This window comes from Streptomyces sp. NPDC047974, from assembly GCF_040653375.1.
In the GTDB taxonomy this organism is placed as follows: domain Bacteria; phylum Actinomycetota; class Actinomycetes; order Streptomycetales; family Streptomycetaceae; genus Streptomyces.
Genome location: NZ_JBEZNU010000004.1, coordinates 324,881 through 347,199, shown reverse-complemented (window position 1 = coordinate 347,199; position 22,319 = coordinate 324,881). Strand labels below are relative to the sequence as shown.

The window sequence follows — 22,319 nt, the reverse complement described above, 5'->3', positions numbered from 1 at the left end:
TTGGACGCGGGGGGCGGAAGGCCGGTTCCTCAGCGCTCCGCGTCGTCCGGCCACACTCCGATGTGGTCCTGCTCCAGCTCCAGCGCCACCCGGTGCTCCATGCCGAGCGCCGCCGTGTAGTCCGCCGGGAGCTGGAGCCGGCCCGCGCGGTCGAGCATCGCGTACTCCCGCGCCACCAGCGACTCCTGGCCCTCCGCGTCGACCTCGGTGCGGCGCAGCACCTCGGAGGAGGTGCGGCCGTCGCGGATGGCGACCGTGCGGCGCACCTCGGTGGCGACCGCCTGGTCGTGGGTGACGATGACGATCGTGGTGCCCAGCTCCTCGTTGGCCCGGCGGAAGGAGGCGAAGACCTGCTCGCCGGTGGCCGAGTCCAGCTCGCCGGTCGGCTCGTCGGCGAGGAGGACCTTCGGGTCGTTGGCGAGGGCGACGGCGATCGCGACCCGCTGCTGCTGGCCGCCGGAGAGCTGGTGGGGCCGCCGGTCCCGGCAGTGCGCGATGTCCATCATCGCGAGCAGCTCCTCGGCCCGCTCGGCCTTCTTCTTCCTGCTGCCCGCCAACTGCATCGGCAGCGCCACGTTCTGGGCCGCCGTCAGATAGGGGAGGAGGTTGCGGGCGGTCTGCTGCCAGACGAAGCCGACGACCTCGCGGCGGTAGCGCAGCCGGTCCTTGCCGGTCATCGCGAGCAGGTCGCAGCCCGCGACCCGGGCGGCGCCCGCGGTGGGCACGTCCAGGCCCGCGAGGATGTTCATCAGGGTCGACTTGCCGGAGCCGGACGCCCCGACGAGGGCCATCAACTCGCCCTCCTTGACGAGGAGGTCGAGCCCCTGGAGCGCCTGCACCTCCACCCCGTCGGTGGTGAAGATCCGCACCAGGCGGTCGCAGGCGATCAGCGCGTCGTGGCCGTACGAGGGCCGGTCGCGGTGCGCGGTGGCCCGCTGCTCCAGCTCCTCCAGGGTCGTGTTCGCGGTCGTCGTCATCGTGCGTCTCCTGCCCTGAGTTCCTTCACCGAGCTCTTCCGCCCCGTCCACCACGCCTGTACGCCCGCCGCCACCGCGGTCAGGAGGACCACGGCCACGGCCGGCAGGACCAGCGACCACGGGTCGGCCCGCAGCCCCGTACCGCCGAGCGCGACGCCGCCGTCCGCCATGGCGAGCGCCAGCCGGTGCAGGTCGACGCCCGGCGCGAGCAGCGGCACCGTCGCCCACCCGGCGAGCGCCCCGCCGAGCGCGGCGAAGACGGCGGGCGGCAGCGCCTCCAGGCCGAGCAGCCGCCGGCCCTGCGCGCGGGTCAGGCCCATGGTCCGCAGTCGGGCGAGGAGCGTCGCCCGCTCGGGCCCGCTCCGCGTCAGCGACAGCAGCACGGCGACCACGGCGTAGGCCGCGCCCGCCCCGATGGCCGCCGCGTACAGGCCCTCGGCGCCGGACTGGAGCGGCGAGTCCACGTAGGAGCCGCGGGTCTCGCCCCGCAGGGCCACCGCCAGGTCCTTCGACTTCCCGGCGACGGCCGCCCGCAGCGCCGGACCGTCGGGGGTGCCGGTGGCGAGCACGACGGTCGTCCGCCGGTTGGTGACGTCGGCGGCGTTGACCACCAGGAAGTTCTCACCGCGAATCGCCGGGGTGGAGTCCCGTACCGCCACCACCTTCACGTGGAAGGAGCCGGCCGCCGCGATCAGCAGCATGGGCCGCTCGCCGAGGCGTGCGGCGACGTCGGGGGAGGCGAGCGCGGGCAGCACCCGGTCGGTGTCGCCGACCACCTCCGGGCCGCCCTTCCCGGTGGAGGCGAGCAGCTCGGCGGGGAAGGCGCCGTTGTCGGTCCGTCCGGCGAGGCGGGCGTACGCGGCCGGGTCGACGGCGACGAGCGCGGAGCTCATCGGCTGGTCGGTGGCGACCGGCGAGGGCAGTTCGAGGCCGTACTCGACCTGTACGGGCTGCGCCTCCCGCACGCCCTTCGTGCCGCGCACCGCCTCCATGACCTCGGACGTCACCGGCACGTTCTCCGTGGTCCCCTCGATCCGGACGTCGGCGCCGATCGCGAGCACCGCCGCCCGGTCGCGGGCCTCGGAGACCCCGGCGAGGACCGAGCCGCCGAAGGCGGCCGTCGTCAGCGCGAGGACGAGCGCGAGCAGCGGCAGCACACCGGTGGACGAGGCCCGTCCGGCGCGGGCGATGGCCAGCGGCCCGACGGCGCCGCGCATCCGGCGGGCAGGCCGGGCCAGCCAGCGCAGCGGCAGCGGCTGGAGGCGTACGAGCACGAAGGCGGCGATCACACCGACGAGCACCGGTGCCGCGCTGACCAGGTGGTCGCCGGAGTCGGAGGTGCCGCGCAGCCGCAGCGAGGCGATCGCGCCCGCCGCCAGGACGAGCACGGTCAGCTCGACGACGAGGCGGCGCCGGGACGGCTTGGCGTCCACCATGTCCTCGCGGGCGCCGTGCAGCCGGAGCCTGCGGTGCCGCAGCACGGCCCGGGCGGGCAGCACGAGGGCCGCGACCAGGGCCACCAGGGCGGTGGCGAGGACGGACGGCAGGAGCGGCGCGGAGCCGGTGAGGGCCGGGGAGCCGGGGGTGTCCGGGCCGCGGACCAGCGCGACGGCGGCCACCAGGCCGAGCAGCGCCGCCGGGGTGGTGACCGCGGCGGTCTCTCCGAGCAGCCGGAGCCCGATGCCGGGCAGCGAGGCGCCGCGGGCGCGCAGCAGGGTGAGTTCGCCGTCCCGGCGGGAGAGGAAGAGCCCGCCGGTCATGGCCACGACCACCACGGCGACCGCGCCGATGCCGAAGACGGCGACGGCGACGACGGGCGAGATGGCGGACCTGGCCGCCGCATAGGCCGTCGAGATCTCGTGGAGTCCGGTGGTGACCAGGCCGGTGTCGCCGGTGATCTCTCGGATCCTGACCGCGGCGGGGCCGCTGCGCGTCGAGTCCACGGCGGCGGCGAGCGGCCCGGCGTCCCGCGCGGTCAGGTGGTCGGCGACGACGGGGAAGCGCCAGTAGACCTCGGAGGTGACGGTGGTGGAGACGAGGGCGGACCCCGACTCCGGGGCGACGAGGAGGCCGGCCCGCCAGTAGCGCCGCGGCTCCGTCGGGTGGTCCGTCAGCGCCAGCACCGGCGTGGACAGCAGCGGTTCGACGGCCCAGTACGGTCGCGTCGGGTCACGGGGCTCCACGATGCCGGTCACGGTGACGGCGACCGGTTCGGCGGCGACGCCCGGCACGTGCACGACGGAACCGGGCTTGAGCCCGAGGGCCTCGGCCATCGCCGTCGTCGCCACCGCCTCCGGGCGCGCCGCGTCGCCCTTGGCCATCCGCCCCTGCCGCAGCACCGTGTGCGCGGCGGGGTCCGAGGGCGAGGAGAGGACGAACGCGACCGGCACGTGGTCCGGCTGGGGCAGCCACGCGTCGAGGCCCGGGACCGTCTCCATCGTCCGGACGCCGTGGACGGTCTGCTCCGGGTCGGTGCGCAGCGGCGCGGGCAGCAGGCCCCGCAGCTCCTCCTGGTCCTCGCGCAGGCCGGCGGGCGACACCGGGGAGTCCTGCGTCAGCGGGTAGGTGATCTCCACCTGGGAGCGGTGGGCGGGAGCGGTCCGGATGCCGTGCCGCAGCCCCTCCGTCTCGTACGCGTCGATCACCCGCGGCAGCGCGGCGGCGAGGAGCGCGGTGACGAAGACGAGCAGGGCGAGTCCGGCGGCGGCGCCGGGCGCGGCCCGCAGCCGGGTCCTGACCCAGGGGGCGACGGCCCGCGACGGGTCCTTCTCGGCCGGGGCCGGCCGGTGGCCGGGGGACTCGCCTGCGGGCTGCATCGGGCGGGACTCCTCGCGCGGGACGTCGGACATCAGTTGTCTCCCTGGTGGCGCAGGGTCACCGCCGGTTCGTTGCGGCGCAGGGCGATGGCCGCGACGACCGCGAGGGGCAGGGCGGCGACCCCGGCGAGGAGCAGGGCCACCTCGCCGAGGGGCAGTTCGACCAGGACCGGTGGCACGGGCCGGGTGGCCCGGCCGGTGAGGACCACGAGCGGGACGACCACCCGGGCGAGGAGGGCACCGAGGGCGACGCCCACGAGGAGGCCCACCCCGATCAGGACGCCCTGCTCGGCCGCGAGGAGCCGGGCGAGCCGGCGGCGCGGCGCGCCGAGGGCCCGCAGGACGGCGAACTCGGCGGCGCGTTCCCGTACGGAACCGGCCGAGCCGACCGCGAAACCGACCGCGGCCAGGGCCGCGGCGGCGGCCGCCACCGCCATCAGGGCGGTGTGGGGGCCCGCGCCGAGCGGGTCGCCGAGCAGGTCCTCGGCGATGGCGTCGCGGACGACGAGTTCGCCGGGCTCCTCGTCGGCGCGGTCGCGCAGCGCCGCCACGACGGCGTCCGTGCGGCCGGGTTCGGGCGTCAGCCACCACTCGGTGGGAGCCACCGGGTCCGCCACGTCGGCGGTGGACAGGGAGCGGTTGACGGCGGTCAGGTCGACGAGGACGGCGCCGCCGTCCTGGGGCACCTGCCCGGCGGCCTCCGCGTCGGTGGTCCGGCCCGAGGGCCCGGTCGTCGGCAGGTCCTCGACGACCCGGATGAGGGTCACCTCGACCGGCCGGCCGCCGAGCGAGAGCCGGACCGTGTCGCCGGGCTTCGCCTTGGACGCCTCCATGAAGGCGGCGGACGCGATCGCCGGCACCCGCCCGGGCCGCTGCGGCACGGGCGCGGTCAGCCGCACCTCGTACTCCTCCGCCAGCGCGGAGTGGATCCCGGAGAAGTCGCCCAGCAGGGTGTACGGGGCGGAGTACGGGCGCTGCCCGCCGTCCGCCGGGGGAGAGCCGGCCGAGCCGATCAGCCGCGCCTTCTCCCTGGTGCCGTGGAAGGTCTGCTCGGAGGCGGCGGACCAGCGGGACAGGGCGTCCGCCGGGTCGGCGGTGCGCAGGGCCCCGTCCTTCCCGGTGGTGCCGAGCAGGTCGACGTGGAGGGCCTGGGCGCGCTGCCGGCCCTCGGAGAAGCGGGCGGTGAGCTCGATGCCGGTGAGGACGAGACCGGCGTCGGCGCGGACGCCGTCCGAGGCCAGCGGGCCGAGGTCGAGCGTGAAGCGGTGGGCACGGCCGTCGGCGGGCAGCTGCCCCACCGGCTGCCGGGACGGGACCCCGTACGCGTCCTCCAGGGTGAGCGTGACCCGGGCGGCCGTGCTGCCGCGCGGGGCGGTGCTCCGCAGCTCGACGACGAGCGAACGGCTGCCCTCCGGCACCGCGAACCCGGGCCGGGCGTCGTTGCGGGGCGCGAGCGGGGCGAGCAGCTCGGCCGGCGTGCCGCCCGCCAGGTCCTCGCGCATCAGCAGGCCGCCGGGGAGCCGGCCGGTGGCGGCGGCGAGCACGGTCGCGTTGCGGCCGGCGACGTCCATGCCGGACCGGTGGACGGGGGCGACCTCGCGCACCCCGGGGACGCGGGCGAGCCGCGCGGACCGGGTGGGGTCGCCGGGGCCGACGCCGAGGACCCGCAGCGCCGTGCCGGCCCGGAAGTCGGCCTGGTCGTGCTGCGACCGCTCCCACGAGCGGCTCTGACCGATCGCCAGCATGCCCATCGCCACCGCGAGGACGAGCAGCAGCACCGGGCCCGCGCCGCGCAGCGGGCGGCGGCTGAACTGCCAGCCGGCCAGCGCGGCCGACAGGCCCCGGCCGCGGGCCGCGCGCCGCTCGGCCAGCTTCGCGGCGGGCGGCAGCAGACGCAGCGTCAGGACGGTGCCGGCGAGCAGCGCGAGGGCGGGCGCGGCGATGAGCACCGGGTCGATCCCGGAGCCGTCGGCGGCGGCCTCCGGGGTCCGCCGGAGCTGCCAGAGCGCGATGCCGGCGATGAGCAGCAGACCGAGGTCCGCGCCCGCCCGCACCGGCCACGGCAGTGTGCCGGCACGCGCCGTGCGCAGCGAGACGGCGTCGCCGTCGCGGGTGGCGAGCGCGGGGGCGACGACCGCCGCCGCGCAGGCGAGCGCCACCCCGGCGGAGACCAGCCAGACCGTCGCGCCGGGCGAGGAGTCGAGCCGCACCCCGAGCGAGGACAGCCCGGAGCGTTCGGCGAAGAGCCGGGTCAGCGGGCCGGTGAGCAGCGGCGCGAGGAGCGCGGCGGGCAGGGCCAGGAGCAGGGCCTCGGCGGCGGCGAGTCCGGCGATCCTGCGCCGGGAGCCGCCGCGGGCGCGCAGCAGCGCGGTCTCGCCGGAGCGTTCGGTGCTCAGCAGCCGGGCGACGAGCAGCAGCGCGTAGGCGGCGAGCAGCACCAGCTGCACGGCGACGATGAGAAGGGTGGAGCGGGAGACGGCGAGGGCGCGCTCGGTCTGCGCGAGGACGGTCGGCAGACCGGTGGAGACGCTGATCGTCGTCCCGAAGGTCGTGGTGTCGGCGAGCAGCCGGGCCGGCTCCCCGGTCGCCGCCTCGCGCAGGGGCGCGATGCCGCCGGTGTCGAGGCGGGAGAAGTCGGCCTCGGCGAGCCAGGAGGTGTCGCCGGGGGCGAGGGCGCCGGAGGAGAGGACGGCGGGGTCGGCGAGCAGCGGGCCGTAGGTGGTGAAGGAGACGGTCCGCACGCCGCGGCCGCCGGCCTCGTCGAGCAGCCAGTAAGGGTCGTCCGGGTCGGTCGCCTTGTAGACGCCGGTGATCCGGGCCCTCACCGTCTTGTCGGTGAGCCGGTCGGTGAGTTCGAGGACGGTGCCGGGGCCGGTGCTCAGCCGCTTCGCGGCCTCCTCGGGCAGCGCCGTCTCGATCACGCCGCCGGGGCGGGCGGCCGAGGGCCAGGCGCCGCGGACGAGGGTGAGCCGCGCGCGGTCGAGCGTCGCGAATTGGGTCAGGTCCGGGTCGCCCGCGCGGGCCGCGGGAGTCTGGAGCGAGCGGGGCAGCGCGTACGGCCCCGAGGTCTCCAGGCGCCGCACGGAGACGGGCAGTCCGTCGAAGGTGCGCCGGGCGCTGTCGGTGACGGCCGCGTCGGCGGCGGTCCGCCGCTCGGCCGGGATCTGCCCGGAGACGAGCAGGGTCGCGGCGGCGGCCGAGCGGTCACGCAGGCCGGCGTGGAGCGCGGCGTTCCCGATGGAGGAGGAGAAGCCGGCGAGGGTGGCGAGCACGGTCGTCGTCAGGACGACGGCGAGCAAGGCCGCGCCGAGCAGCAGCCGGTGAGCCCTGACGCGCAGAAGTACGAACCCCGTCACCCATCCCCCTGGCCGCCCTCGAACCCCCGAAGCCTTGAGCTTCGAAACGTTCCGGGAATGCTTTCATCGGCCACGGGTCGGTGGAAACCGCTTGTGCACCGACCTTGATGGGATCGTGACCGTTAATCGGTCATTCATCCCCGGAATGTGTTCATCCGGTGGCATGGAGTGGTCTGTACCGCGGGGGGAGCGGTGGGGGCTCAGCCGTCGGTGTTCACCATCGAGGCCGCCGCGTACGTCATGTACCGCCACAACTGCGCCTCGTGCTCCGGCGCCAGCTCCAGGCTGTCGACCGCGGCGCGCATGTGCCGCAGCCAGGCGTCGTGCGCGGCGCGGTCGACCGCGAAGGGGGCGTGCCGCATCCGCAGGCGCGGGTGGCCGCGCCGCTCGCTGTAGGTGCCGGGACCGCCCCAGTACTGCATCAGGAAGAGGGCGAAGCGCTCCTCGGCGGGGCCGAGGTCCTCCTCGGGGTACATCGGGCGGAGCAGCGGGTCCCCGGCGACGCCCTCGTAGAAGCGCCGGACGAGGCGGCGGAACGTATCCTCGCCGCCGACCTGCTCGTAGAAGCTCTGCTCGTTCACCGTTCCATCGTCTCAGACGGACCGGCGGAGGACCGGAGGTCTAGGACCCCCGGCCCTCCTGGGCTCAGCCGCGCCGGACGGTGATCGTCGTCCAGGCGCCGACGTGCACCCGGTCGCCGTCCTGGAGCTGGACCGGGACGTACGGCTGGATCGGCTCCTCGCCGCCGTTGACCGTGGTGCCGTTGGTGGAGTTCTGGTCCACCACCGCCCACGAGCCGTCCGGCTGCTGCACCAGCACGGCGTGCTGGTGCGAGACGCCCGGATCCTCCGGCGGCACGGCCAGGTCGATGTCCGGTGCCTCGCCGGTGGAGTGCCGGCGCCGGCCGATGGAGACCTGGTTGCCCCGCAGCGGCAGCTGCTTCGGCGGCGCGTACGCGGGCAGGTTGAGCCCCGAGGCCTCCGGGCCGCTGCGGCGCATCATCGCCATGAAGTAGTCACGGTCCGGCCCGATGTACGCCGTCCACCCCTGCGGTGCCTGCGGCTGCGGGGGCTGCGCCTGCGACGGCGGGGACAGCACCCAGTCGTCGTCGGCGGCGGCGCGCGGCGGTGCCTGGTGGTGCGTCGGCTCGGCACCGAGCGGCTCGGCCGGCCGGTTCACCTGCGAGGGCCGCGAGTCGTGGTACCCGAACGGATCCTGCGGCGCGACCGGCCCGGGCGCCGGCGGCGCGGCCGGGAAGCCCGGCGGCGGCGCCGAAGGACGCTGGGCCTGCGGCGGGGGCGCGATCGGCGTGTACGAGGTCGCGGTACCGGTCAGGAAGTTCCACCGGCACTCCTCGCAGAACGGCGCCATGTGCTCGCGCGGCGTCCGGCACTGCGGACACAGCTCCGCCTGCGCGGTCGCGTTCGGATCCCCGCCGAACCCGTGGGCACCGTGGGGCCCACCGGGACCGCCGGGACCGCCGGGGAACGACGTCCCGCCACCCGGACCGGCCGGGGCGCCGGGGCCACCGGGGAACCCGGGACCACCGTCAGGCGCACCGGGACCGCCGGGGAAACGGGGGCCGTCCGGGGCGCCGGGGCCACCGGAGAAGCCGGGAGCCCCGGGTCCACCGGGTCCACCGGGACCACCAGGGAAGCCGGGACCGCCCGAGCCGGCGGGGGCGCCGGGGTAGCCGGGACCGCCCGGAGCACCGGGGAAGGCAGGGGCGCCGGGAGCGCCGGGGGCGCCAGGACCGCCCTGCGGACCGGGGGCGCCGGGGAAGCCGGGACCGCCGGGTGCGCCAGGGCCGCCCGGGAAGCCGGGAGCACCCGGGCCGCCGGGACCGGAGCCGTCGGCCGGAGCACCGGGGAACCCGGGGCCGGCAGGGGCGCCGGGAGCACCCGGAGCACCGGGGAAGCCGGCCCCCGGGCCGCCGGGCCGACCGGCCCCGCCGGGACCGTCGGGGAAGCCGGGACCACCCGGACCCCCGGGCGCGCCGGGGAAGCCGGGACCGCCGGGAGCACCCGGACCGCCGGGACCGTCGGAGAAGCCGTTCCCACCGGGCCCGCCAGGGGCGCCCGGGAAGCCGGGACCGCCGGGCCGACCGGCCCCGCCCGGGCCGTCAGGGAAGCCGGGACCGCCAGGTGCGTCCGGAGCCCCGGGGAAGCCGGGCGCACCGGGTCCACCCGGCCTGCCGGGACCGTCGGAGAAGCCGGGAGCGCCGGGACCGCCCTGCGGACCAGGGGCGCCGGGACCGCCCGGAGCACCGGGGAAGCCGGGACCACCGGGTCGACCGGCTCCGCCCGGGCCGTCGGAGAAGCCGGGCGCACCGGGGCCACCGGGCATGCCGGGGCCGCCGGGCGCGCCGGGGCCGTTCGGCTGAGGGTTCGGGTGGGGGTAGCCGTACGCCGGTGGCGGCGGGCCGGGAGGGCCGGGAGGGCCGGGCGGGCCGGGAGGGCCCGGCGGGGGCGGTGGGGGTGCGGGGGCCGGCTGCGCACCCGCCCCGGCCATGCGGTGGCCGCAGACCTCGCACCAGTCGTCGGAGACCGACTGGTGTCCGTTCGGGCAGGTCGGCATGTCGGTGCTTCCCCCTCTCGTCGTCCGGCCCGGCGGCCGGGCTACCTCTTGACGCGAACGGTCTTGGTGGAGCGCGTCTCGAGTGTCATCTCGTCCGCCTCCGCGACCTTCGCCTTCAACCGCACAGTACCCGCCGCCGCGTCGACCACGTCCACCACCTTCGAAAGGAGTTTCGCGGTATCCGCGTTCCCGGAGGCCGCCGCGAGCTGCACCGCGCGGCCCAGTTTCGCGGTCGCTCCGTCCTGATCGCCCGATTTGCGGGCGTCCAGGCCGGCCTGGATGGCGTCCGCGAGCTCCGCCTGGCCGCTGTAGTGCGCGACCTGGGGATTGATGGCCGTGGTCATCGCCACGTCGTGCGTCCACACCGCGCGTATCAGTCCTTGGGACATCACCCGGGCGTCGCCGCCCAGCGGGTCGGGGACGATCAGGGAGGCACGGGCGGCGAGCATCTCCTGCCCGACCGCGTTCGCCGGGACCCGGACGCGCACGTGGTAGTCGCGGGACTCGTCGCCCCAGGAGCCGGTGGGGTAGTCGCCGGAGCGCGGCCCGGTGTCCGTGCGGCGGGCGGTGAGGTCCGCGACCGTCGGGGCGACCTGCTTGACGAAGACGAGCTCCGCGCCGACCGGCGTCCACAGCCGCAGCGCCACGTCGGCGACGCCCTTGCCCATGACGTTCTCCATCATGGCCGTGAAGTCGGCGGCGAGCCCGGCCGGATCGGCGACGATGTCGGCGGAGCCGAGCAGCGCCGAGGCGATCCCGGTGACCTCCTTGACCTCCCAGTCCGTGCCGACGCCCCGTGCGTCGCAGGTGAAGCGGCCCGCGCAGGCGTCGAGCGCGGCCCGCAGCGCCTCGGGCGTCTCGTGCTCGTTGCGCCCGTCGGTGAGCAGGACCGCGTGCCGGATGGCGAGGTCCTCCCCGTCGAGGAGCGTGTCGGCGAGCCGCAGCCAGGTGCCGATCGCGGTGCCGCCGTCGGCGGCGAGCCGCCCCAGCGCCTCCTTGGCCTCGGCGCGGGTCCGGGCCCCGGCGACGGCCAGCCGGCCGTGGTCGGGGTAGACGGGGACGGCGGCGTGGTTGCCGGCGACGACGGCGAAGGACGTGCCGTCGCGGAGGGTGTCGATCGCGGCGGCGGTCGCCGCCCGGGCGCCCTCCATCTTCGTCGGCGGGTAGTCCATCGAGCCCGAGCAGTCGACCATGATCACCACTCCGGCGGGTCCGCCGGCCGTGACGCCCCGCGCCCCGCTGGTGCCGCCGCCGGTCGCCGTCACGGTGACGACGGCGTCGACGTCCCGCCCGCCGACCGGCAGGTACTCGTTCTGGTAGACGTCCACCGAGAACTGCGGCACGGACGGCTTGGCGAAGTTCGCCATCTGGTTTCGGCTCCTCGGGGGCAACGACGGAAGGTGACGGGGGCTCAGGGAGAGGGTGCCCCCGACGGCGTCGGGGCGAACGGCGTCACCGCGACCGTGATGTTGTCGTGTCCGCCGCCGTCGAGGGCGTGGCCGACGAGGACCCGGGCCGCGTGCAGCGGACGGAGCGCCGCGTCGGCGGGCACGGCGCCGGCCATCGCCTCGGCGGCCTCGGCGTAGTTCCACAGCCCGTCGGTGCAGACGACGACGACCCCGGCCCGGTCGGGCTTGAACGCGGCGGTGTGCGGCTCCAGTTCGTACGCGTCGGCGCCGAGCCAGCCGGTGATGGCGTGGGCGCGCTCGTCCGCGTACGCCTGCGCCTCGTTCATCAGGCCCGCCTTGACCATCTGCGCGGCCCACGAGTCGTCCTCGGTGAGCCGGGCGGCCGGCGCGGTGCGGTCGTCGGGCACCCAGTAGGCGCGGCTGTCGCCGACCCAGCCGACGACGAGCAGCCCGTCGGTGACGACGGAGCCGACGATGGTGCAGGCGGGGGAGTTGCCGCCGGGCGGGGCGTCGGGTCCCGCCGTTTCCGCGCGGGCCAGCGCGGTGACGGCCTCGGCGGCCGCGACGATCGCCTCGTGCATGGCCTGCTGCGGGTGGGTGCCGCGGGGCAGGGCCTCGTCGAGCACGGACCCGGCCGCGCGCGCGGCGGCGGCGGACGCCTCGTCGGGGCGGTGGGCGGAGGAGACGCCGTCGCAGACGATCGCGACGGTGGCCGGCCGGCCGTCGGGCAGGCTGGTCTCGGTGATCGCGAAGGCGTCCTCGTTGCGGTGGTGGCGCAGCCCCCGGTCGCTGACGGCGGCCACCGTGCCGAGCTCCCGCTCCATGTGGTCGCGCTCGCGGGGCTGGGCGTGCCCGCAGTTCTCGCAGTAGCCGTCGCCGTCGACCCGCCCGGCCCGGCAGGCCACGCAGAGCCCCTCGGACGCGTCCCCGGCGGGCTCCGGAGCCGTGGCGGGGACCGCGTCCGGCTCCACCCGCACCGCCGCCCGCGGATCCGGCGCGGCGAGCTCGAAGTCGCCCCCGCCGCGCACGGTCTCCCCGCGCGGCGCCGCCGGCGGACCGTCCGTGCGCACCGGCACCGTCGGCAGGTCGTGCCCGCCCGAGTCGGTGCCCGGCAGCTCGCCCGGGTGCTGGGTCAGCGTCGACAGCGAGCCGGGGTCCCGCGGCGGCGCCTCGGGCCAGACGGGCGCGGCGATCGGCATGGTCGGCCGGTCCTGCCCGGCCGGCAGCTCCGCCGCGGCCGTCAGTTCGTGGCCGCAGGCCCCGCAGAAGCGGTCTCTCGGGTCCACCGGTTCCCCGCACTCGGGGTCCGGGCAGACGGCGAGGCCGTGCGACGGCGGCTGGGGCTTCTGGTCCATCCTCACACCCACGTCCTGGGGCGGTAGCGGTTGGCCCGCTCCACCAGTTCGATCCTCTCCTCGCCCCGCTGGGCGAGCCGGGCCAGCACCCGGTAGGCGCGCTCCAGGCCGAAGCGGAGCCCGTTCTCGTCCAGTGCGCTCCCGAGCAGCGGCTCCCCGCCGCCCGGCGCGGCACCGGGACTTCCGGAGAGTACCCAGTCGAGGGCGGTACCGAGCACCTCCGTCGACAACCGCTCCCGGCGCACCGGGTCGAGGCCGAAGCCGCCGAGCGCGGAGACCTGCGCGGCGGCCGCGGTGAGGTCGGCGCCGAGCGGTTCGCGCGGCGGGCGCAGCCGCAGCCGGGCGCGGACGGCCGCGACCCGGGCCGCCGTGTAGTGGATGGAGGACTCCGGTACGGATTCGAGGGCGGCGACCGCCCCGGTGCGGTCCCCGGCGGCGAGCCGCACCCGGGCGAGGCCGAAGGCGGCGCTGACGAAGCCGGGGTCGGTCGCCCACACCAGGTGGTAGTACTCGGCGGCGTTGTCGAGCTGGCCGAGGACCTCCGCGCAGACGCCGAGCGCCAGCTTGGGCGCCGGCTCGCCGGGGAAGGCGTCGTAGACCGCGTCGAAGGCGAGCGCCGCGTGTGTCAGGTCGCCGCCCACGAGCGAGGCCACGCCCCGGTGCCACACGACCCGCCAGTCGTCGGCGTCCCACTGCTCCAGGGCGCCGAGCGTCTGCCCGGCGGAGACCGTGTCCCGCAGGTCGAGCTGGGCCCGCAGGGCGCGCAGCCGGAGTTCGGGGGTGTCGGCGGGCGCGGCCCGCAGCGCGCCGAGGAGTTCGGCGGGCGCGGCGGCGAGGAGACCGGCGAGGAAACCGGCGTTGGCGTCCGCCGGGTCGACCCGCGGCACCGGCAGCGCGAGCGCGGTGGCCGCCACGTCGAGCGGGGCGAGCAGCGTGCCGAGGCCCTGTCCGGCGGGGACGCCGGCCGCCGCGGGCGCGGTGCGCCGGGCCTTGCCGGTGCGGCGGGCGCCGAGCACCGACACGTCCTCGGTCCGTTCGGCGAAGAGGACCGTGTCGGTGACCCGGACCTCCGCGCCGAAGAGCGTGGAGAGCGCCGGCCGGGGCCGTCCCGACTGGAGGGCGACGACCTCCCGCAGCACGCCGGTGAGCTGCTCGGCCATCTCCTCGGCGGAGGCGAAGCGGCGGGCCGGGTCCGGGTCGGTGGCCCGCACCAGGAACCGGTAGAAGGACTCGTACCGCTGGAAGACCTCGATGTGCTCCGGCTCCGGCAGCGAGTCCGCGAAGACGTTGGTGTAGCCCTGGAAGTCGAAGGTGAGCACGGCGAGCGTGCGGGCGACCGTGTACAGGTCGCTGGCGACGGAGGGCCCGACCTCGGCGACCTCGGGCGCCTGGTAGCCGACCGTGCCGTAGATCGCCGACTCGTCGTCGTCCATCCGCCGGACCGCGCCCATGTCGATGAGCTTCAGCTGGTCCTCGGTCTGCAGGGCGTTGTCGACCTTGAAGTCGCAGTACAGCAGGTTGCGGCTGTGCAGGTGGCCGAGGGCCTCCAGGGCCTCGATGCCGTAGGCGCAGGCCTGCTCGACGGGGAGCGGGTCGCGCCGGCCCTCGGGGGTCCGCCGGTCGTTGGCGATCTCCTTGAGCGACTTGCCGCCGACGTACTCCATGACGATGTAGCCGTCGAGGGAGCCGGTGCGCGGGTCGAGGTGCTCGACGAAGTTGTAGATCCGGACGATGTTGGCGTGCTCGATCTCGGCGAGGAAGCGGCGCTCCGAGATCGCCGCCGCCATGGCGTCCTGGTCGCCGGTGTCGAGCAGGCCCTTGAGGACCACCCAGCGGTCGGAGACCGCCCGGTCGACGGCGAGGTAGATCCAGCCGAGGCCGCCGTGCGCGAGACAGCCCGCCACCTCGTACTGCCCGTGCACCACGTCACCGGCGCGCAGCTTCGGCACGAAGGAGTACGGGTGCCCGCACGAGGTGCAGAAGCCCTCGGTGCGGCCCGGCCGGTCACCGCGCGGACGGCCCACCGGCGCCCCGCAGTCGGAACGCGAGCAGAATCGCTTCCGCTCGGGCACCTCGGGGTCCGCCATCACCGCCGCGCGCGGATCCGGACGCGGCACCTCCGGGATCGCGACGAGCCCGGCGCCCAGCCGCTTCCGTGCCGACTGCCCGGTCGACGAACCCGAGCTGCGCACCGACACCGAACGGCCGGTGCTCCGCCCCGACAGCGCCCGCGACAGCCGCCCGGACACCGAGCGGCGCGAGGACGACGAGCGGGACGAGGCCCGCGAGGACGCCCGCGAACCGCCGCGCGAGGACGCCGAGTCGGGCCCCCAGGCCGTCGCCTCGGACGGCGCGCCGAAGCCCGCGCCCGTGCCGGCGCGCGTACCCGTCCCGGGCTTGCCGGGCACGGCGACCCCGGTCGGATTGGCCTGGAGCCGGCCGCTCGGCGCCACCACCGGCGCCAGCCCGCACGTGTCGCAGTACAGCTCGCCGCCGCCGACGTCCTCGTACGCGCCCTCGCAGCCGGGCCGCTGGCAGCCCCCCTGCGCTCTGAGACCGCTCACCACTGTCGTCCTCCCGTGTCCGACGGACCGTCCGACGGACCGGACACCAGGTCCGCCACCGCCCGCTGGTAGCGCAGCACGGCCTGCTCCGCCGCCCGCAGGTCGCAGGGCGCGCTCCACAGCATGCGGCGCGCCGTGTCGTACCGCTCGGTCAGGAACGGGTCGTCCGCCCCGCCGAGCCGGGCCGCCTTCGCCCGGTACGCGTCGAGCCGGCCGCGCAGCTCCGCCCGCACCGCGAGCGGCGCCGTCACCGCCGTCAGCTGGTCGCGGGCGCGCAGCAACTCCTCCTCCGCCTCCTGCTCCAGCGCGTCGAGCAGCGGCGAAAGCCGGTGCCACCGGGCGTGCCGGCGGTACTCGGCGGCGGCCTGGAGCCGCTCCTGGAGCGCCATCGGCGGCCCGCTCACGGCCGGCACCTCCGAGGCGGCGATCTTCGCGAGGACCTCGCCGCGCGCCACCCGCGCCTCGGCGAGCGTCCGGTCCGCCCGGGACAGCACGTCCCGCAGCCGGAGCAGCCGCTCCTCGGAGTCCTGCCGCACCGCGAGGACCGCCTCGATCTCCCGCCGCACGTCCTCCAGGGCGAGCGCCGCCCGGTCGTACCGCGCGGTGTCCGGCCGGCCGCCGCCGGGCGCCGAACTCCCCACCGCGGGGCGCCAGAACGCCAGCGGATCGGTCACCACCAGGGAGCGCAGCTCGGTCAGCTCGGCGGTGATCGACTCCAGCTCGTCCCCGGCCGGATGCTCTCCGGGACGCACCCCCACCGAGTGCGCGAGGGACCGCGTCCGGCCCAGCTCGGCGGCGAGCAGGTCTATCCGCGCGGGCAGCGCCGACCACACCGCGTCCGCCGTGACCACCACGTCGAGGGAGGCCGCGTACAGCTCGTTCATCCGCCGCACCAGCGCGTCGAGGGTGAACCGCTCGGCGAGCAGCGCCTCTTCGCCGGCGCCGCCCGGCACGTGCACCGAGTCGCCGCGCAGCCGCTCGGTCAGCTCGGCCAGCTCCTCCCGGCTCGGCCACTTGTGCCGCGAGCGGACCTCGCGGGCCCCGCGCAGCGCCGCCGTGTACGCGTCGAAGCAGCTCCAGAGCACGGTGATGGTCCGCTCGGTCGACGCCCAGCGCTCCCGGGTGGTGCCGGTCAGACCGGCGCCTTCGAGGAGCCGCCGGCCGGCGTGGTCCTGGAGCGCGAGGAGCGAGTCCTCGACCGCCTTGTGCTCCGCGCCGAGGCGCGCCAGCGCACGGTCCACCTCGTCCCGGTCCATCACCGGCCCAGGGGGTCCCGTGACGCCCATCGCTCTCCTCATCTCCTTCGCTTCGTGCGGGCCTTGCGGCGGCCTACCGGTACAGCGGCTCGGGCGGCTCGGCCTTCCCGAGCCCGGCCTCCAGCCAGACCGCGTACGCCTGCTGCCAGCGGCCCTTGCGGTAGTCCTCCAGGACCTTGTTGACCCGGCGCACCAGGTCGTCGTTGCCGAGCTTGGCCGCCACCCCGTAGTACTCCTCGGTGAACGGCTTCCCCTTCAGCTCCACCGCCGGGTCCTGCGCGGCCTGTCCGGCCGCCAGGGCGTTGTCGGTGACGATCGCGTCGACCTCGCCCATCTGGAGCCGGGCCAGGCAGTCCAGCTGGTTGGGCACGGTCAGGAGGTTCCGGTCGGCGGGCGTGCCGTCGCCCTCGTCCCGGATGACCGCGCCGAAGGACCGCTCCTCCAGCGCCTCGTGGGCGGTGGAGCCCTCCGCGGTGCAGACCCGGCGGCCCTTCAGCGAGGCGTCGTGGCCGGTGATCGGGGAGGTCTTCGGGGCGAGGACCTGCTGGCCGGCCCGGAAGTAGGCGGTGGAGAAGGCCACCTGCTTGATCCGCTTGCAGTTGATCGTCATCGTGCGGACCACCAGGTCCACCGTCCCGGCGTCGAGGGCCGCGATCCGCTGGTTCGTGGGCACCGCGCGGAAGACGACCGCGTCCTCGCTGCCCAGCAGGTCCTTGGCTATCGCCCGGGCCAGGGCGATGTCGAAGCCCTCCAGGGTGCCGGTCGCCGGGTCGCGGAAGCCCCAGCGGTAGCTGGACTGGTCGACGCCCACGATCAGCTTGCCCCGCCGCTTGATCACGGCGACCGAGGGTCCGTCCTCGGCCGAGGGCCGCAGCGAGGCCTCCGGGTGCTCGCAGGTGTCGGTCCTGACCTGGAGGGCGGTGCCCACGCCGGGGCCGGGCCCGAAGGGGCCGGCGGTCGCGGTCGCGTCGTCCCCGCCCCGGGCCAGCGGCAGCAGGGTGAGGGAGGCGGTCAGCGCGCAGGCCACGCCCATCGCCGCCACCCCGCCCCAGCCGCGCAGCCGCCGGGCCGCCCGCCGGGCCATCGGCTCGTCGTCGGGTGTCATTCCGCCTCCTCTCACCGGTACTCCGACAGTCTTCGGTTGATGCCGAGCACCGCGCCGAGGGCGCCGAGGGCGCCCAGCGCGGCCGCGCCGAGCGGCAGTCCGGTCAGCGCGTCCACCGCGCCGCCCGCGGAGCGGGTGAACTGCTCCTGCTCGTGGGTGAGGGCCCGCTCCAGGGCCGCGTCGACCTGGTCGAAGGACCAGCCGGCCGACTCCTTCGCCTCGCCGGTCCCCTTCGGGCCGATGATCCGGTCCAGGGCGGCCTGGTAGTCGCCCGCCTCGCCGAGCTCCCGCGCGGCGGCGTGCCGCTTCCGCCACTCGTCGGCCCGGGCCGCGGCCTCGGCCAGCGGTGCCCGGCCGGCCTCGTCCTCGGCGAGCCGCGTCGCGCGGGCCAGCGCGTCGGTGAGCGCCGCCATGCCCTTCGCGTACTCCGCCTCGTACTTGTCGTCCTTGCCGTCCTCGGTGAGCACCGCGCCCCGCGCGACCTGCGTCAGGTTCTCGTTGGCGCGGGCCTTGAGGGAGCTGATCCGCGCCTCGTTGAGCAGCTGGAGCGACTGCTGGCCCTCGGCCCGCGCCGCGCCCAGGCCGGCCCGGGCCACGGCGTGCGCCCCGGCGAGCCAGAGCAGCACCACCACGGAGGCGGCGGTGGCGGCGAGCAGGCCCCGGCTGAACACGCGGTTGGTCCGGCGGTACTCCCGCCGCTGCGCCCACACCAGGGCGCCGAGGGCGAGGACTCCGGCGCCGAGCGCCAGGTAGGGCCAGGTGCGGGCCTCGTCGTCGTCCCGGTGCAGGCGGGCGGTCTCCGCCGCGTAGAGCCGCTCGGCGGCGGGCAGCAGCCGGGTGGTCATCTCCTGGTTGGCGTACCGCAGATAGGCGCCGCCCAGCGGGAGGCCCTGCCGGTTGGCGGCCCGGGCCCGCTCCATCAGTCCGGCGTAGCGCGGCAGGAGTTCGTTGAGCGCGGTGATCTCGCGGGCCGACTCGTCCGAGCCGTCGGTGTTCGCCGCGGCCTTCACCAGGAGCCGGGAGGCGGTGGCGAGGTCGCGGTCGTAGCGGGCGCGGGACTCGGCGGGTTCGAGGGTGCCGGCGAGGAAGCCGGCCGCGGCCGTCGAGTCGGCGTCGGCCAGCGAGCGGTAGATCGCGGCGGCGTCGGCGCTCAGCGGCTGGCTGCGGCCGACGACGGCCTCGGCGGAGTCGGCCCGGTCGGCCGCTTCGAGGCCGGCGACCGTGCCGAGGGCGAGGACGAGCAGCGCCAGGACGGCGCCGAGGATCCGCAGCCGTCCCGGCTCGGTGGTCGCGGCCTCGCGCAGCACCTCGCGCCCGGTGGCCCAGGCGCCTCGCGCGGGCGGCGGCGGTGCGGCCCCGACGGCGGCGGCGCGCGAGACCTGCCCCGGCACGACCGGCCGCGCGGGCGCGGCCGCCGGGCCGTGCGGCGCCGCGGCGGGCGCGCTCGGTGGCTGTGTCACGTGACCTCCCCCTCGGTCTCGACGTCGATCGACCCCGGCGAGCAGTATGGCCGCCGGCGGCCCGCCCGCACACCGGGAATGACACGATCTTGTGCCTATCGTGCCCCACGCGCACGGGACTTCCGCAGGCGAGCCCCTGCTCGCCGTCGCCCCGGACCCTGCCCGGACTCCCCTCGGGCGCTCCTCGGGCTCTCCTCGAACCCCTCTCGAAAACCACTCGAATCGAGCTCGCACGCGACTCGAACCCGACTCGAACGTCCTTCACTCCGAAAACGCCCGATCCCCCGGATCGGTTCCACCCGGGGGATCGCTCGAACTGGTGAACGTGACGAGGGGTCAGTGGGGGTACTGCTCCCGCAGCCGCTCCGCCGCCCCCGGCTCCGCGCCGCCCCACTCGTCCAGCGCGAGCAGCCCCGCACCGAGCACCGGCGGCGCGGTCACGAACCGCACCACCGCCTTCGGGGCCCGCACGGCCAGGAGTTCGCGGATCCGCTCCTCCAGCTGCGGGTGCCGGGCGGCGAGCACACTGCCGCCGAGGAGCACCGGCGCCTCCTCGTCGAGGAGTCCGAGCCGCCGCAGCGCCACCGCCGACAGGGCCACGACCTCCTCGGCCATCCGGTGCACCAGGTCCAGCGCCACCGGGTCGCCCTCCGCCGCCACCCGGAACAGCACCGGCGCCAGCTCGTGCCGCCGCGCCTGCGGGATCCGCTCCAGGTGCAGCGCCTCGATCAGCGCGTACATCGACTCCAGGCCGAAGTGCGCGGGCAGCGCCCGGGCCAGCTCGGTCGGCTCGCCCCGTCCGTCCTCGGCGCGGGCCGCGAACCACAGGGCCTCCTCGGAGAGGCCCCCGCCCCCGCCCCAGTCTCCGGAGATCTTCCCGATCGCCGGGAAGCGGGCGGTCCGGCCGTCCGGGGTCATGCCCACGCAGTTGACGCCCGCACCGCAGACCACGGCCACACCGCGCGGCTCGTCGATCCCGGCCCGCAGGATCGCGAAGGTGTCGTTGTGGACCCGTACCGAAGCGCTCCACCCCCGCCCGAGCAGCTCCCGCTCCAGGGCGGCCTCCTCGACCGGCAGGTCGGCGTTGGCGAGGCAGGCGGTGACGTGCGCGAAGGACGGCGGGACGCCGGCGTCGGCCGCCGCCCGCCCCACGATCTCCGCGAGCCCGTCGACCGCCTCCGCCACCCCCACCAGCGGGGGCTGGAACCCCCCGCCGCGCGCGGAGCCCAGCACCGTGCCGTCCGGCGCGAGCACCGCCGCGTCGGTCTTGCTGTTGCCCGCGTCGACCGCGAGCAGCGTCCCGTTCACGCCCACGCCAGGTGCTCCCGGTTGTGCGCGATCAGCCGGTCGGTGAGCTGCTCGGCGTACGCGTACTGCCCGACCAGCGGGTGCGCGAGGAGCGCCTTGAAGACCCGCTCCCGGCCGCCCCGCAGGGCCGCGTCGAGCGCCAGGTCCTCGTAGGCCGTCACGTTCGCGATCAGTCCGGCGTACAGCGGGTCCACCGGCGCGACCGGCAGCGGCACCGCCCCGCCCGTGCCCACCGCCGCCTGCGTCTCGATGACGGCGTCGTCCGGCAGGAACGGCAGCGTGCCGTTGTTGTACGTGTTCACCACCTGGTACGGCGAGCCCCCGCCGGCGAGCAGGGAGGCCGCCAGGTCCACGGCCGCCTCCGAGTAGAAGGCGCCGCCGCGCTTGGCGAGCAGCGCGGGCTTCTCGTCGAGCGCCGGGTCGCCGTACATCCCCAGGAGTTCCTTCTCCATCGCGGCGACCTCGGCGGCCCGCGAGGGCTTGGTGCGCAGCTCCCCGACGACCTCGTCGTGCGCGTAGTAGTAGCGCAGGTAGTACGAGGGGACGACGCCGAGCCGGTCCACGACCGGGCGCGGCAGGTGCAGGTCGGCGGCGATGGCGTCGCCGTGCTCGGCGAGCAGCCGCGGCAGCACGTCCTCGCCGTCGGGGCCGCCGAGCCGGACGCCGGTCTCCCAGGTGAGGTGGTTGAGGCCGACGTGGTCGAGGTGGACCTCGGACGGGGCCACGTCGAGGAGCTTCGCGAACTTCCGCTGGAAGCCGATGGCCACGTTGCACAGGCCGACGGCCTTGTGCCCGGCCCGCAGCAGGGCGCGGGTGACGATCCCGACGGGGTTGGTGAAGTCGATGATCCAGGCGTCCGGGTTGGCGCGCCGGACCCGCTCCGCGATGTCGAGGACCACGGGCACGGTGCGCAGCGCCTTGGCGAGGCCGCCGGCGCCGGTGGTCTCCTGGCCGACGCAGCCGCACTCCAGGGGCCAGGTCTCGTCCTGGTTCCTGGCCGCCTGGCCGCCGACGCGGAGCTGCAGGAGGACGGCGTCGGCGCCCTCGACGGCGGCGTCGAGGTCGGTCGTGGTGGTGATCCTGCCCTCGTGCGCCTGCTTGGCGAAGATCCGGCGGGCGAGTCCGCCGACGAGGTCGAGCCGGTCGGCGGCCGGGTCGACGAGGACGAGTTCGGTGAGGGGCAGGGTGTCGCGCAACCGCGCGAATCCGTCGATCAGTTCGGGGGTGTAGGTGGATCCGCCCCCCACGACAGCGAGCTTCATTCCGGTATCAGCCCTTCACTCCGGTCAGGGTGACTCCCTCGACGAACGCCTTCTGGGCGAAGAAGAACACGAGGATCACGGGGGCCATGACCAGTACGGTCGCGGCCATGGTCAGGTTCCAGTCGGTGTGGTGCGCGCCCTTGAAGGACTCCAGGCCGTAACTGAGCGTCCAGGCGGCCGGGTTCTCGGAGGCGTAGATCTGCGGCCCGAAGTAGTCGTTCCAGCAGTAGAAGAACTGGAAGAGGGCGACGGCGGCGATGGCCGGCTTCGCCATCGGCAGCACGACCCGCAGCAGGATCCGCACTTCGCCGCAGCCGTCGATCCGGGCCGCCTCGACGTACTCGTCGGGGATGGTGAGGAGGAACTGGCGCAGCAGGAAGATCGCGAAGGCGTCGCCGAAGGCCATCGGGACGATCAGCGGCCACAGCGTCCCGGACAGGTCCATCTGCTGGGCCCAGAACAGGTACATGGGGATGATCACGACCTGCGGCGGCAGCATCATCATCGAGATCACGAGCAGCAGCGACAGGTGCCGGCCGCGGAAGCGGAACTTGGCGAGCGCGTACGCGACGGGCACGGACGACACCACGACGAGGACGGTGCCGAGGCCCGCGTACAGCAGCGAGTTCCGCCACCAGGTGAGGAAGCCGTCGGTCTCGAAGACCTTGAGGTAGTTCTCGAAGTGCCAGGAGTCCGGGGTGAGATCGCGGGTGAGTGCCTGTTGGTCGCTCATCAGCGAGGTGAGGAGGACGAAGACGAACGGCAGGACGAAGAAGAGGGCCGCCGCGATGCCGAGGGAGTGCACGGCGATCCAGTGCAGCAGGGCCTTGCGCCGGGCCGTCCGCTCGGCGGGTGCGGTCAGGGACACGGTCAT

General features: G+C 76.0%; 14 protein-coding genes. All 14 read right to left on the bottom strand.

Features of this window, described 5'->3' with window-relative positions:
• Positions 1-29: 29 nt before the first annotated feature.
• The 14 genes from AB0E19_RS09280 to AB0E19_RS09215 all read right to left on the bottom strand — a co-directional run bounded on the left by AB0E19_RS09280 (position 30) and on the right by AB0E19_RS09215 (position 22,319).
• Complete coding sequence (locus tag AB0E19_RS09280) at positions 30-977, bottom strand: ABC transporter ATP-binding protein (RefSeq protein WP_362175700.1); 948 nt, start codon at positions 975-977, stop codon at positions 30-32.
• Positions 974-3,826 carry an FtsX-like permease family protein gene (locus AB0E19_RS09275; RefSeq protein WP_362175697.1) on the bottom strand — a complete coding sequence of 951 codons (2,853 nt, stop codon included), beginning with the start codon at positions 3,824-3,826 and terminating at the stop codon, positions 974-976. Before AB0E19_RS09275 ends, AB0E19_RS09280 begins: the two co-directional genes overlap by 4 nt.
• Positions 3,826-7,149 carry an ABC transporter permease gene (locus AB0E19_RS09270; protein WP_362175694.1) on the bottom strand — a complete coding sequence of 1,108 codons (3,324 nt, stop codon included), beginning with the start codon at positions 7,147-7,149 and terminating at the stop codon, positions 3,826-3,828. The genes AB0E19_RS09275 and AB0E19_RS09270 overlap by 1 nt, the downstream gene beginning before the upstream one ends.
• Positions 7,150-7,349: 200 nt before the next feature.
• Positions 7,350-7,730 (bottom strand): globin, encoded by a 381-nt coding sequence (locus AB0E19_RS09265; RefSeq protein WP_362175691.1) that lies wholly within the window; start codon positions 7,728-7,730, stop codon positions 7,350-7,352.
• A 64-nt stretch (positions 7,731-7,794) separates the two neighbouring features.
• Positions 7,795-8,520: an FHA domain-containing protein gene (locus tag AB0E19_RS09260; protein WP_362175688.1), complete on the bottom strand. Its 726-nt coding sequence runs from the start codon at positions 8,518-8,520 to the stop codon at positions 7,795-7,797.
• Positions 8,521-9,767: 1,247 nt separating this feature from the next.
• Positions 9,768-11,093, bottom strand: a complete 1,326-nt coding sequence (locus AB0E19_RS09255) for a VWA domain-containing protein (protein ID WP_362175685.1) — start codon at positions 11,091-11,093, stop codon at positions 9,768-9,770.
• Between the two features lie 44 nt (positions 11,094-11,137).
• Positions 11,138-12,496, bottom strand: a complete 1,359-nt coding sequence (locus tag AB0E19_RS09250; RefSeq protein WP_362175683.1) for a PP2C family serine/threonine-protein phosphatase — start codon at positions 12,494-12,496, stop codon at positions 11,138-11,140.
• A complete protein-coding gene (locus tag AB0E19_RS09245; RefSeq protein WP_362175681.1) occupies positions 12,493-15,054 on the bottom strand; it encodes a tetratricopeptide repeat protein in 2,562 nt (853 codons plus the stop codon). Before AB0E19_RS09245 ends, AB0E19_RS09250 begins: the two co-directional genes overlap by 4 nt.
• Positions 15,051-16,340: a hypothetical protein gene (locus AB0E19_RS09240; RefSeq protein WP_362175678.1), complete on the bottom strand. Its 1,290-nt coding sequence runs from the start codon at positions 16,338-16,340 to the stop codon at positions 15,051-15,053. The genes AB0E19_RS09245 and AB0E19_RS09240 overlap by 4 nt, the downstream gene beginning before the upstream one ends.
• Positions 16,341-16,383: 43 nt before the next feature.
• The gene (locus tag AB0E19_RS09235) at positions 16,384-17,415 is read right to left on the bottom strand and encodes a glutamate ABC transporter substrate-binding protein (RefSeq protein WP_362175675.1); all 1,032 of its coding nucleotides are present in this window, start codon (positions 17,413-17,415) and stop codon (positions 16,384-16,386) included.
• Positions 17,416-17,426: 11 nt separating this feature from the next.
• Positions 17,427-18,722 carry a hypothetical protein gene (locus AB0E19_RS09230; protein WP_362175765.1) on the bottom strand — a complete coding sequence of 432 codons (1,296 nt, stop codon included), beginning with the start codon at positions 18,720-18,722 and terminating at the stop codon, positions 17,427-17,429.
• Positions 18,723-19,211: 489 nt separating this feature from the next.
• Positions 19,212-20,189, bottom strand: a complete 978-nt coding sequence (locus AB0E19_RS09225; RefSeq protein WP_362175672.1) for a BadF/BadG/BcrA/BcrD ATPase family protein — start codon at positions 20,187-20,189, stop codon at positions 19,212-19,214.
• Positions 20,180-21,445, bottom strand: coding sequence for a 6-phospho-beta-glucosidase (locus AB0E19_RS09220; RefSeq protein WP_362175670.1), 1,266 nt, complete (start codon positions 21,443-21,445; stop codon positions 20,180-20,182). Before AB0E19_RS09220 ends, AB0E19_RS09225 begins: the two co-directional genes overlap by 10 nt.
• Before the next feature lie 7 nt (positions 21,446-21,452).
• Entirely contained in the window at positions 21,453-22,319 is an 867-nt protein-coding gene (locus AB0E19_RS09215; protein ID WP_362175667.1) for a carbohydrate ABC transporter permease, read from the bottom strand.